This is a genomic window from Streptomyces sp. NPDC017448 (assembly GCF_044330565.1).
Taxonomy (GTDB): Bacteria; Actinomycetota; Actinomycetes; order Streptomycetales; family Streptomycetaceae; genus Streptomyces.
The window spans coordinates 376,438-388,020 of sequence record NZ_JBIRLM010000004.1; the positions used below are offsets into that span (position 1 = coordinate 376,438).

Sequence of the window (11,583 nt, forward strand, 5' to 3'; positions counted from 1 at the left end):
TCATGACCACCCGCACCCCGCTGATGGCGGGCAACTGGAAGATGAACCTCAACCACCTGGAGGCCATCGCCCACGTCCAGAAGCTCGCCTTCGCGCTGACCGAGAAGGACTACGAGGACGTCGAGGTCGCCGTCCTCCCGCCCTTCACCGACCTGCGCTCCGTGCAGACCCTGGTCGACGGCGACAAGCTGAGGATCAAGTACGGGGCCCAGGACGTCTCCGCGCACGAGTCCGGCGCCTACACCGGTGAGATCTCCGGCTCCATGCTCGCCAAGCTGCGCTGCGCCTACGTGGCCGTCGGCCACAGCGAGCGCCGCCAGTACCACGGCGAGACCGACGAGATCTGCAACGCCAAGGTGAAGGCCGCCTACCAGCACGGCCTGACCCCGATCCTCTGCGTCGGCGAGGGCCTGGACGTCCGCAAGGCCGGGAACCAGGTCGCGTACACCCTCGCGCAGCTCGACGGCGGTCTGAAGGACGTCCCCGCCGAGCAGGCCGAGACGATCGTCATCGCCTACGAGCCGGTCTGGGCCATCGGGACCGGCGAGGTCGCCACCCCCGAGGACGCCCAGGAGGTCTGCGGTGCGATCCGCCGCCGGCTGGCCGAGCTGTACTCGCAGGAGCTGGCCGACGCCGTCCGCATCCAGTACGGCGGTTCGGTGAAGTCCGGCAACGTCGCGGCCATCATGGCGCAGCCCGACGTGGACGGCGCCCTGGTCGGCGGCGCGGCGCTGGACGCCGACGAGTTCGTCAAGATCGTCCGCTTCCGCGACCAGTGAGTATGCGGTAGCGCGGATCCGTCGTACCCTTGCGGGGGCCGAAGGGGCCAATGCCCTTCGGCCCCCGGTGTACGTACACGCAGTAGTCGAGAATTCCGGAAAGTAGGGACCAGCCGTGGTTTTGGCGTTCCAGATCGCTCTGATCGTCTTCAGCCTGCTGCTGATGCTGCTGGTGCTCATGCACAAGGGCAAGGGCGGCGGCCTCTCCGACATGTTCGGCGGCGGAATGCAGTCCTCCGTCGGCGGCTCCTCGGTCGCCGAGCGCAACCTCGACCGGATCACCGTCGTGGTCGGCCTGATCTGGTTCGCGTGCATCGTGGTCCTCGGCCTGCTCATCAAGCTGGACGGCTGACGCCACGCCGGCGCATCCGGTGAGCATGTAACTCCTTTCACTGGACGCGCGTTGGGCCTTACGTAGACTGGGGCATCGCTCGAGCACCATCACGCAGGGAGTTACGACCGTGGCAAGTGGCAACGCGATCCGGGGAAGCCGGGTCGGAGCGGGGCCGATGGGGGAGGCCGAGCGGGGCGAGTCCGCACCGCGCCTCCGCATCTCCTTCTGGTGCTCGAACGGGCACGAGACGCAGCCGAGCTTCGCCCATGACGCGCAGGTGCCGGACACCTGGGACTGCCCACGCTGCGGCTTCCCGGCCGGACAGGACAAGGACAGCCCGCCCGACCCGCCCCGCACCGAGCCGTACAAGACGCACCTGGCGTACGTACGGGAGCGGCGCAGCGACGAGGACGGCGAGGCGATCCTCGCCGAGGCCCTGGCCAAGCTCCGCGGCGAGATCTAGGACGCGCCCGGCGGACCCCCACCGGTCCCACGACGCCCGCCCCTCCGCCACCGCCCCTCCAGCCCTTCACCGGCCGGACACCCCACGGGTGTCCGGCCGTGTCGTCTTCCCGCGCCACCGGCCCTCCGCCTCCGCCGCCCGCCGCCTCGATCAATTAGGTTGGAAGGGCGGCGGGGATGCCGAGCAACGAGAAGAAACGGGCTGATATCCGGGATGAACGCAGCAAGCCGAACCAAGCTCAACCAGACGCCCGAGTGGACGGCTCTCGCCCAGCACCGTGAGGAGCTCGGCGCGCCCCAGCTGCGCGAGCTGTTCGCGCGGCAGCCGGACCGGGGCACCGCCTACTCCCTGCGGGTCGGCGACCTCCACCTCGACTACTCCAAGCACCTGGTCACCGACGAGACGCTGCGCCTGCTGCGCGACCTCGCCGCCGCCACCGGGGTCGCGGAGCTGCGGGACGCCATGTTCCGCGGCGAGAAGATCAACACCACCGAGGACCGGGCGGTCCTGCACACCGCGCTCCGCGCCCCGCGCTCCGCCGTCGTCGAGGTCGACGGCGAGAACGTCGTCCCGGCCGTGCACGCCGTCCTGGACAAGATGGCCGCCTTCGCCGACAAGGTCCGCTCCGGGCAGTGGACCGGCCACACCGGCAAGCCGGTCAAGAACATCGTCAACATCGGCATCGGCGGCTCCGACCTCGGCCCCGCCATGGCGTACGAGGTGCTGCGCTCCTTCACCGACCGCGATCTCACCCTCCGCTTCGTCTCCAACGTCGACGGCGCCGACCTCCACGAGGCCGTCCGCGACCTCGACCCGGCCGAGACGCTGTTCGTCATCGCCTCGAAGACGTTCACGACGATCGAGACCATCACCAACGCCACCTCCGCCCGGGACTGGCTGCTGACCGAGCTGAGGGCCGGTCAGGACGCCGTCGCCCGCCACTTCGTGGCCCTGTCGACCAACGCCGAGAAGGTCGAGGAGTTCGGCATCGACACGGCCAACATGTTCGAGTTCTGGGACTGGGTCGGCGGACGCTACAGCTACGACTCCGCGATCGGCCTCTCGCTGATGGTCGCCATCGGCCCGAAGCGCTTCCGCGAGATGCTCGACGGCTTCCACCTCGTCGACGAGCACTTCCGCACCGCCCCCGCCGAGGAGAACGCCCCGCTCCTGATGGGCCTCCTCGGCGTCTGGTACGGCAACTTCTTCGACGCCCAGTCGCACGCCGTGCTGCCGTACAGCCACTACCTGTCCAAGTTCACCGCCTACCTCCAGCAGCTCGACATGGAGTCCAACGGCAAGTCCGTCGACCGCGAGGGCGACCCGGTGGAGTGGCAGACCGGACCGGTCGTCTGGGGCACCCCCGGCACCAACGGGCAGCACGCGTACTACCAGTTGATCCACCAGGGCACCAAGCTGGTCCCGGCGGACTTCATCGGCTTCGCCGCACCCGTCCACGACCTGCTGCCCGGTCTGATCGCCCAGCACGACCTGCTCATGGCCAACTTCTTCGCGCAGACCCAGGCCCTCGCCTTCGGCAAGACGCCCGACGAGGTCCGCGCGGAAGGCGTGCCCGAGGAGCTGGTCCCGCACAAGACGTTCCGGGGCAACCACCCCACGACGACGGTCCTCGCCGACAAGCTGACCCCCTCGGTCCTCGGCCAGCTCATCGCGCTGTACGAGCACAAGGTCTTCGTCCAGGGCGCGATCTGGAACATCGACTCCTTCGACCAGTGGGGCGTCGAACTCGGCAAGGTCCTCGCCAAGAGGATCGAACCGCTGCTGACGGAGGAGGGCGCCGCGGCCGACGCCGAACAGCTCGACAGCTCCACCGCGGCCCTGGTCGACGCCTACCGCACGTTGCGCGGGCGCTGACCCGATGGTCCGGGGGGAGGGGGCGGCGGTACGGTTGCGGCCGCCGCGCAACACGCTGGACGAGCGCGCCGTCGGCTGGTGGCGGGCCCAGTGGCTGCTGCTGACGGCCGCGCCCGTCGTGCCGCTCGCGGTGCTGGGCACGCTGATCGAGCCGGCCCGCTTCTGGCTGCTGCTGCCCGCCGCGGTCCTGGCCGCGGCGGGCACGGCGGCCGCCGCCCTCCTCCCCCTGTGGTGGTTCCGTACGCACCGCTGGGAGATCACCGAGGACGCGGTGTACGTCCGCACCGGGTTCTTCCGGCAGGAGTGGCGGATCGCCCCCATGTCCCGGATCCAGACCGTGGACACCGTACGGGGCCCGCTGGAGCAGATCTTCCGGCTGGCCACGGTCACCGTCACCACCGCCTCCGCCAAGGGCGCGGTACGGATCGCGGGGCTGGACCACGAGGTCGCCGCCGGCCTCGCCCGGCAGCTCACCCGCATCACCCGCGAGACCCCCGGCGACGCCACATGAGCACCGCCGCCCCGCCCGCCGACTGGCGCCGCCTCGACCCCCGTACGGTCCTGGTCACCGCCCTCGTCGTGGCCGGGGTCGTCGCGGGCGCGGCCGTCCCCGCGACGCTCGGCCTCGCCTCCCGGCTCGGCCTCCCGGCCGCCGTGCTCTGGGTGCTCGCCGCCGCCGTCCTGGTCATCGGGGGCGCGGCGGGGGCCGACCGGGTCCGCTGGCACCGCACCCGCTACCGGATCGGTGCGGAGCGCGTCGACCTCCACACCGGCCTCCTGACCGTCAAGCGCCGCTCCCTGGCCCGGGGCCGCATCCGCACGGTCGACCTCACCGCCAACCTGCTGCTGCGCCTCCTCGGCCTGGTCACGGTCAGGATCGGCACCGGCGAACAGGGCTCCGAGTCCACCCTCGAACTGGACCCCGTCTCCCGCGCCGAGGGCGAACGGCTGCGCCTCCTCCTCCTGGAGCGTGCCGTCACCGCCCCGCACGAGGGAGTCCACCGCGAGGGCGAACTGGCCGTCCTCGACCCCCGCTGGATCCGCTACGCCCCGGTCTCCTTCGTCGCTCCCATGCTCGGCGGGGCCGCCGCCGGGGCGGTGCTGCAGGTCAGCGACTGGGTCGGGGCCCAGGGCGAGGTCATCGCGTGGGTCGGCGGCCTCCTCCGGGAGGTCCCCTTGCTCTGGACGATCGCCGTCCTGGCCCTCGCCACCCTGGTCGCCGGCGTCGTCGGAGCGCTCGGCCTCTGGATCGAGATGTGGTGGAACTACCGCCTGGAGCGCGAGCCGGGCGGCACGCTGCGGGTGCGGCGCGGTCTGTTCACCTCCCGGTCCCTCTCCGTCGAGGAGGCCCGGCTGCGCGGCGTCGACCTGGTCGAACCGCTGGGCGTACGGCTGTTCGGCGCGGCCCGCCTGGACGCCATCACCACCGGCCTGGCCAAGGACCCCGAGACCCGGAACGCCGACCACCACACCCTGCTCCCCGTCGCGCCCCGGGCCCGCGCCGACGCCGCCGCCGCCGACGTCCTGCGCGAGGCGGCCGCCCCGACCGGTGCGGCGCTCACCCCCCATCCCCCCGCCGCCCGGGGGCGCCGACTGCGCCGGTCGCTCGCCGCGGCCCTCGGCCCGGTCCTCGTCCTGACCGTCCTCGGGGCGCTGCTCACGCCGGTGCTGCTGTGGATCGCGCTCGGCTGCGCGGTGGTGGCCCTCCCCCTGGCGGTGGCGCTCGCCCTGGACGCGTACCGGGGGCTCGGACACGCGCTCACCGGGCGCTACCTGGTCACCCGCTCCGGGACGGTACGCCGCTCGACGGCCGCCCTGGAGCGGGCCGGGGTGATCGGCTGGACGGTCAGGCAGTCGGTGTTCCAGCGCCGGGCCGGGCTGCTGGACGTCACGGCCACCACGGCCGCCGGGGGAGGCGCGTACACGGTGTACGACGCCGACGCGGGCGAGGGTCTCGCCTTCGCGGCCGAGGCCGTACCGGGGCTGCTGGAACCCTTCCTGGAGCGCCCAGGGCCCCTCAGCCCGTGACCGATGACACAGAAGGCGCCCTGGGCAACCGGACCGTTGTCGACGACGATGCCGATCATGACTCCCACCAGCCGTCGTACGGTCCTCACCGCTCTCGCCACCGCAGCCGTCAGTGGTCCGCTGCTGGGCTCGCTCACCGCGACCGACGCCCACGCCACCGGTGATCTGGACATCTACACCTCCAACACGGACCTCTACAGGAAACTCGCCGGGCAGGAGGGCGTCGAGTTCGCCCGTCGCTACCGGAGACACGAGTACGCCGACCACTCCCTCCCGCAGGGATACCCGTACAACCGGACCACGGTCATGGCCCTGCACGGCGGCGGCATCGAGACCGGCACCTCCGAACTGTGCCTCGCCATCGCCGGCTACCACCCGGCCACGCTCGCCCCGCTGACGGACGGCCACGGGGTGTTCGACTACTGGATGTTCGAGGGGCTGCGCTCCTCCGGCAACCGCGACCTGCACGTCACGGCGAAGAACTGCGACGACCACGTCGCCGTCTCCATGGCGGCGAGCAGCCTCAACGTCCTCAGCCTGCACGGCTGTACGGCGGCGCAGGCGGGCACCGTCCCGCAGGCCGTGGTCGTCGGAGGGCTGAACACCCGCTTCAAGACCCTGCTCAAGGCCGAGTTCGACGCGGTCGGCGTCGCCTGGCGCGACGGCAACGAGGTGCCCGACCTGGCCGGGGTCAACCCCGCCAACCCGGTCAACCGCACCATGCTCGCCAAGGGCGGTCAGCTGGAGCTGACCACGGAGCTGCGCGCCGCCATGTTCACCGTCAACACCCGTGCGGGGCGGGCCGGCAGCACGACCCCGGTCTTCGACCGCTTCGTCGGCGCCTGCCGGGCCGCGATCACCAAGCTGGAACAGGGGACGGACCAGATCATCCTCTGATCCCGGGGCGTGATCACCGCGTCCGGGACCCCGGCCCCGGGCCGCTCGGGAGCATCACGTCCGGGTCTGTCCGAGTGCCTGTACCCGGGCCGGGGCGACGACCACCGGTCGCCGCCCCCGACCTCCTCGCCGAGGGCGGCTCCGAGCGGCGAGCCTTCCCGCCGCGGGACCGGACCGCTCAGCCGCCGTGCGTCGTGTCGATGACGCAGAAGCGGTTGCCCTCGGGGTCGGCGAGCACCACGAAGTCCGGGTCCGGCGGGTACAGGTCCCACGCGACCCTCGTCGCACCGAGCCCGATCAGCCGCTCGACCTCGGCCTCCTGGGTGTCGGAGTAGAGGTCGAGGTGGACGCGGGGGACCTCCTGCACGGGGGAGGCGGAGCGCCCGAGCGCCACGCCGACGCCGGGCCCTTCGGCCGGGACCAGCACCACCCAGTCGTCCGTTCCCGGCTCGCGCTCGGTGTAGGTGAGCGCCGCCTTCCAGAAGGCGGCGGCCCGCGCCACGTCGGCCGCACCCATCACCACGGTTCCGATATGCACCATGGGGCGAGCCTTTCACGCCGGGACGCGCGTGAGGCCCGGACCGCCGGGAAAGGCGGGCCGGGCCTCACGAGGCGTCAGCGCTCAGGCGGACGCCGGGGGGTAGAGCGCGCGCGGCAGCCGCGAGGCCGCCGCCGCGTCCAGCAGCCACAGGGTACGGCTGCGGCCGTACGCGCCCGCCGCCGGAGCCTGGATCTCCCCGGCCCCGGACAGCGCGATCGCCGCGGCCTCCGCCTTGTCCTCGCCCGCCGCCAGCAGCCACACCTCACGCGCCGCGCGGATCGCGGGCAGGGTGAGCGAGACGCGGACCGGCGGCGGCTTGGGGGCCCCGCGCACACCGACGACGGTGCGCTCGGTCTCCCGTACCGCGGGCGACTCCGGGAAGAGCGAGGCCACGTGCGTGTCCGGGCCGACGCCCAGCATCAGCACGTCGAACGCGGGCACCGGACCGTGGTCCTCGGGACTCGCCGCCGCGGCCAGCTCGTCGGCGTAACCGGCCGCCGCGGCGTCCACGTCGTCGCCGTACGGGCCGTCGGACGCGGGCATCGCGTGCACCCGGGCCGGGTCCAGTCCCACCGCGTCGAGCAGCGCCTTCCGGGCCTGGGTGGCGTTGCGCTCCGGGTCGCCCTCGGGCAGGAACCGCTCGTCGCCCCACCACAGGTCCAGGCGCGCCCAGTCGATCGCGTCCCGGGCGGGCGCGGCGGCGAGCGCGGCCAGCAGGCCGTTGCCGTTGCGCCCGCCGGTGAGCACCACCGAGGCGTGGCCCCGGGACGCCTGGGCGTCCACGACCTTCGTGATCAGCCGGGCCGCCGCGGCCTGCGCCATCAGCTCCTTGTCGCGGTGGACGACCAGTTGGGGCGGGGTCACTTCGACGCCGCCTTCTTGGCCGGGGCCTTCTTCGCGGCCGGAGCCTTGGCGTCGGCGGCCTTGTCCGCCTTCTCCACCGGCCCCTCGACCGGCGTGGCCTTGACCTCGCCGCCCGCGTGCAGCCGGTCCACACCGAACTTCACCGCCGAAGCGTAGGTGTTGTCCGGGTCGAGCCGGCGCAGCTCCTCCGCCAGCAGTTCGGCGGTCTCCCGGCGCTTGAGCGCCACCGCGCGGTCCGGCTGGTTCTGCATGGAGAGCGTGGCCAGCGAACCGTCGGCCCGGTCCAGGACGATGACGCCGTTCTTCGTCTCCATCCGGACCGCCGTCAGCCCGGGGCCCTCGGAGAGCGTACGCTCCACCGGCACGTCGAGCCGGTCGGCGAGCCACATCGCGAGCAGCTCACAGCTCGGGTTGTCGCTCTCGCCCTCGACGGTCGCGCCGATCACCTCGGCCGGCTGCTGGTCCAGCGCGGCGGCCAGCATCGAGCGCCACGGGGTGATCCGGGTCCAGGCCAGATCCGTGTCGCCGGGGCTGTAGGTCGCGGCCCGCACCGCCAGCTCGTCGAGCGGACGCTCGGCCGAGTAGGTGTCGGTGATCCGGCGCTGGGCCAGCGCCCCGAGCGGGTCCTTCGCCGGGTCGGCGGGGGCGCCCTCGGGCCACCACACCACGACCGGGGCGTCCGGCAGCAGCAGCGGCAGGACCACCGACTGGGCGTGGTTGGCCAGCTCGCCGTGGAGCCGCAGCACCACGGTCTCCCCGGTGCCTGCGTCGGAACCGACCCGGACCTCGGCGTCGAGCCGGGCGTCCCGGCGGGCCCGCGGCGAGCGGCTGACCCGCTTGATCACCGCGATGATCCGGGAAGGGTGCTCGCGGGAGGCGTCACCGGCCGACTTGAGCGCGTCGTACGCGTTCTCCTCGTCGGTGACGACGACCAGCGTGAGCACCATGCCGATGGCCGGGGTGCCGATCGCGCGGCGGGCCGAGACCAGCGCCTGATTGATCTTGCTGGACGTGGTTTCCGTGAGATCGATCTTCATGGCCGCCTCCAGCTCCGTCCGTCACGTGCGAGCATCTCGTCGGCCTCGGCCGGGCCCCAGGTGCCGGCCGGGTACTTCGCCGGCTTGCCGTGTTTGGCCCAGTACTCCTCGATCGGGTCGAGGATGGTCCAGGAGAGTTCGACCTCCTGGTGGCGCGGGAAGAGGTTGGCGTCCCCGAGCAGGACGTCCAGGAGGAGCCGCTCGTACGCCTCGGGGCTGGACTCCGTGAACGACTCGCCGTACGCGAAGTCCATCGTGACGTCCCGGACCTCCATCGAGGTGCCGGGCACCTTGGAGCCGAAGCGCACGGTGACGCCCTCGTCCGGCTGGACCCGGATGACCAGGGCGTTGCCGCCCAGCTCCTCGGTCGCGCCCGACTCGAAGGGCAGGTAGGGGGCGCGCTTGAAGACGACCGCGATCTCCGTGACCCGGCGGCCGAGCCGCTTGCCGGTACGCAGGTAGAACGGCACGCCCGCCCAGCGGCGGTTGTTGATCGTCAGCTTGATCGCCGCGTAGGTGTCGGTCGTCGACTTGGGGTCGATGCCCTCCTCCTCGCAGTAGCCGAGGACCTCCTGGCCGCCCTGCCAGGCGTGCTCGTACTGGGCGCGCACGGTGTGCAGCCCCAGGTCCTCGGGCAGCTCGACGGCGGTGAGCACCTTGAGCTTCTCCGCGACCAGGGCCTTCGGGTGGAAGGAGCCGGGCTCCTCCATCGCGGTCAGCGCCAGCAGCTGGAGCAGGTGGTTCTGGATGACGTCGCGGGCGGCGCCGATGCCGTCGTAGTAGCCGGCCCGGCCGCCGATGCCGATGTCCTCGGCCATCGTGATCTGTACGTGGTCGACGTAGGACCGGTTCCAGACCGGCTCGAACATCGTGTTGGCGAACCGCAGCGCCAGGATGTTCTGGACCGTCTCCTTGCCCAGGTAGTGGTCGATCCGGAAGACCTCGTGGGGCGGGAAGACGTCGTGCACGAGCTGGTTGAGCTCCTGCGCGCTGGCCAGGTCGTGGCCGAAGGGCTTCTCGATGACGGCACGCCGCCAGGAGCCCTCCTTCTGGTCCGCCAGGCCGTGCTTCTTGAGCTGCTGGACGACCTTGGGGAAGAACTTCGGCGGCACCGACAGGTAGAAGGCGTAGTTGCCTCCGGTGCCCTGCGCCTGGTCCAGCTCCTGGATGGTGTCCTTGAGCGTCTCGAACGCCTCGTCGTCGTCGAAGTTGCCCTGGACGAAGCGCATCCCCTGGATGAGCTGCTGCCAGACCTCCTCGCGGAACGGGGTGCGGGCGTGCTCCTTGACGGCGTCGTGGACGACCTGGGCGAAGTCCTCGTCCTCCCAGTCGCGGCGCGCGAAACCGATGAGCGAGAAGCCCGGCGGCAGCAGGCCGCGATTGGCCAGATCGTAGACGGCAGGCATCAGCTTTTTACGGGACAAATCGCCCGTGACGCCAAAGATGACCAGGCCCGACGGCCCCGCGATGCGCGGGAGCCGTCGGTCCTGTGCGTCACGGAGCGGGTTGGCTCCGGGAACAGCAGACAAAGTGGTCAGCCCTCCGAGGGGGCGAGGCGCGAAAGCTCCGCCTCGGTCGACTTGAGCAGGTCGTTCCAGGCCGCCTCGAACTTCTCGACGCCCTCGTCCTCCAGCAGCTGTACGACCTCGTCGTACGAGACGCCGAGCTTCTTGATGGCGTCGAGGTCGGCGCGTGCCCGGTCGTAACCGCCGGCGACGGTGTTGCCGGTGATCTCGCCGTGGTCGGCCACCGCTTCCAGCGTCGCCTCCGGCATGGTGTTGACCGTGTTCGGCGCCACCAGGTCGTCGACGTACAGGGTGTCCTTCAGCGACGGGTCCTTGACGCCGGTCGAGGCCCAGAGCGGACGCTGCTTGTTGGCGTGCGCCTTGTCCAGGGCCGCCCAGCGGTCGGAGGAGAAGACCTCCTCGTACGCCTCGTAGGCGAGGCGGGCGTTGGCCAGGGCGGACTTGCCCTTGGCGGCCTTCGCCTCGTCCGAGCCGATCGCGTCGAGACGCTTGTCGATCTCGGTGTCCACACGGGACACGAAGAACGAGGCCACCGAGTGGATCTTGGAGAGGTCCAGGCCCGCGGCCTTCGCCTTCTCCAGGCCCGCCAGGTAGGCGTCCATGACCGCGCGGTAGCGCTCCAGCGAGAAGATCAGCGTCACGTTGACGCTGATGCCCCGGCCGATCGTCTCCGTGATCGCCGGGAGGCCCGCCTTCGTCGCCGGGATCTTGATGAGCGTGTTCGGCCGGTCGACCAGCCAGGCCAGCTGCTTGGCCTCGGCCACGGTGGCCAGGGTGTTGTGGGCCAGGCGCGGGTCCACCTCGATGGAGACCCGGCCGTCCTGGCCGTCGGTGGCGTCGAAGACCGGGCGCAGGATGTCGGCGGCGTCGCGGACGTCCGCCGTCGTGATCATGCGCAGGGCTTCCTCGACGGTGACCTTGCGGGCGGCGAGGTCGGTGAGCTGCTGCTCGTAACCGTCGCCCGAGGAGATCGCCTTCTGGAAGATCGACGGGTTGGTGGTGACGCCGACGACGTGGCTCTGGTCGATCAGCTCGGCCAGGTTGCCGGAGGTGATCCGCTTGCGCGACAGGTCGTCGAGCCAGATCGCCACGCCCTCGTCGGAGAGGCGCTTGAGTGCGTCTGTCATGAGTTGCATCTCCTACTAGTGGTGTCTACCGGCGTCAGCGTGCGGCGGCTTCGAGAGATTCCCGGGCGGCGGTGGCCACGTGCTCGGGGGTGAAGCCGAACTCGCGGAACAG

The 11,583-nt window shown here is 71.6% G+C and carries 12 protein-coding genes; 7 read left to right on the plus strand and 5 right to left on the minus strand.

Features of this window, described 5'->3' with window-relative positions; all coding sequences use genetic code 11:
* Window positions 1-2: 2 nt before the first annotated feature.
* The 7 genes from tpiA to ACH4K1_RS10680 all read left to right on the plus strand — a co-directional run bounded on the left by tpiA (window position 3) and on the right by ACH4K1_RS10680 (window position 6,376).
* Window positions 3-779 (plus strand): triose-phosphate isomerase, encoded by a 777-nt coding sequence (gene tpiA / locus ACH4K1_RS10650; protein ID WP_228993136.1) that lies wholly within the window; start codon window positions 3-5, stop codon window positions 777-779.
* A gap of 115 nt (window positions 780-894) precedes the next feature.
* Complete coding sequence (gene secG, locus ACH4K1_RS10655; RefSeq protein ID WP_030118084.1) at window positions 895-1,131, plus strand: preprotein translocase subunit SecG; 237 nt, start codon at window positions 895-897, stop codon at window positions 1,129-1,131.
* Window positions 1,132-1,240: 109 nt separating this feature from the next.
* Window positions 1,241-1,576 carry an RNA polymerase-binding protein RbpA gene (locus tag ACH4K1_RS10660; RefSeq protein ID WP_073217477.1) on the plus strand — a complete coding sequence of 112 codons (336 nt, stop codon included), beginning with the start codon at window positions 1,241-1,243 and terminating at the stop codon, window positions 1,574-1,576.
* A 213-nt stretch (window positions 1,577-1,789) separates the two neighbouring features.
* Window positions 1,790-3,451 (plus strand): glucose-6-phosphate isomerase, encoded by a 1,662-nt coding sequence (gene pgi / locus ACH4K1_RS10665; protein WP_398088389.1) that lies wholly within the window; start codon window positions 1,790-1,792, stop codon window positions 3,449-3,451.
* 4 nt (window positions 3,452-3,455) lie between these two features.
* Window positions 3,456-3,962: a PH domain-containing protein gene (locus ACH4K1_RS10670; RefSeq protein WP_398088390.1), complete on the plus strand. Its 507-nt coding sequence runs from the start codon at window positions 3,456-3,458 to the stop codon at window positions 3,960-3,962.
* Window positions 3,959-5,479, plus strand: coding sequence for a PH domain-containing protein (locus tag ACH4K1_RS10675; RefSeq protein ID WP_398088391.1), 1,521 nt, complete (start codon window positions 3,959-3,961; stop codon window positions 5,477-5,479). The genes ACH4K1_RS10670 and ACH4K1_RS10675 overlap by 4 nt, the downstream gene beginning before the upstream one ends.
* A gap of 57 nt (window positions 5,480-5,536) precedes the next feature.
* The gene (locus ACH4K1_RS10680; RefSeq protein WP_398088393.1) at window positions 5,537-6,376 is read left to right on the plus strand and encodes a poly-gamma-glutamate hydrolase family protein; all 840 of its coding nucleotides are present in this window, start codon (window positions 5,537-5,539) and stop codon (window positions 6,374-6,376) included.
* Between the two features lie 178 nt (window positions 6,377-6,554).
* On the opposite strand, the gene ACH4K1_RS10685 is transcribed toward ACH4K1_RS10680, so the two are convergent.
* The 5 genes from ACH4K1_RS10685 to tal form a co-directional block, all read right to left on the minus strand.
* Entirely contained in the window at window positions 6,555-6,917 is a 363-nt protein-coding gene (locus tag ACH4K1_RS10685; protein ID WP_398088395.1) for a VOC family protein, read from the minus strand.
* An 81-nt stretch (window positions 6,918-6,998) separates the two neighbouring features.
* Entirely contained in the window at window positions 6,999-7,781 is a 783-nt protein-coding gene (pgl, locus tag ACH4K1_RS10690; protein ID WP_398088397.1) for a 6-phosphogluconolactonase, read from the minus strand.
* Complete coding sequence (gene opcA / locus ACH4K1_RS10695; RefSeq protein ID WP_398088398.1) at window positions 7,778-8,818, minus strand: glucose-6-phosphate dehydrogenase assembly protein OpcA; 1,041 nt, start codon at window positions 8,816-8,818, stop codon at window positions 7,778-7,780. Before opcA ends, pgl begins: the two co-directional genes overlap by 4 nt.
* Window positions 8,815-10,347: a glucose-6-phosphate dehydrogenase gene (gene zwf / locus ACH4K1_RS10700; RefSeq protein ID WP_228993128.1), complete on the minus strand. Its 1,533-nt coding sequence runs from the start codon at window positions 10,345-10,347 to the stop codon at window positions 8,815-8,817. The genes opcA and zwf overlap by 4 nt, the downstream gene beginning before the upstream one ends.
* Window positions 10,348-10,352: 5 nt before the next feature.
* On the minus strand, window positions 10,353-11,471 hold the full coding sequence (gene tal, locus ACH4K1_RS10705) for a transaldolase (RefSeq protein WP_398088400.1): 1,119 nt from the start codon (window positions 11,469-11,471) through the stop codon (window positions 10,353-10,355).
* Between the last annotated feature and the right edge of the window lie 112 nt (window positions 11,472-11,583).

What these genes read in the sequence shown, in the direction of transcription:
- tpiA (WP_228993136.1), top strand. Translation starts at nt 3, where the DNA reads ATGACCACCCGCACCCCGCTGATGGCGGGCAACTGGAAGATGAACCTC.
- pgi (WP_398088389.1), top strand. Translation starts at nt 1,790, where the DNA reads ATGAACGCAGCAAGCCGAACCAAGCTCAACCAGACGCCCGAGTGGACG.
- ACH4K1_RS10670 (WP_398088390.1), top strand. Translation starts at nt 3,456, where the DNA reads ATGGTCCGGGGGGAGGGGGCGGCGGTACGGTTGCGGCCGCCGCGCAAC.
- ACH4K1_RS10675 (WP_398088391.1), top strand. Translation starts at nt 3,959, where the DNA reads ATGAGCACCGCCGCCCCGCCCGCCGACTGGCGCCGCCTCGACCCCCGT.
- ACH4K1_RS10680 (WP_398088393.1), top strand. Translation starts at nt 5,537, where the DNA reads ATGACTCCCACCAGCCGTCGTACGGTCCTCACCGCTCTCGCCACCGCA.
- ACH4K1_RS10685 (WP_398088395.1), bottom strand. Translation starts at nt 6,917, where the DNA reads ATGGTGCATATCGGAACCGTGGTGATGGGTGCGGCCGACGTGGCGCGG.
- opcA (WP_398088398.1), bottom strand. Translation starts at nt 8,818, where the DNA reads ATGAAGATCGATCTCACGGAAACCACGTCCAGCAAGATCAATCAGGCG.
- tal (WP_398088400.1), bottom strand. Translation starts at nt 11,471, where the DNA reads ATGACAGACGCACTCAAGCGCCTCTCCGACGAGGGCGTGGCGATCTGG.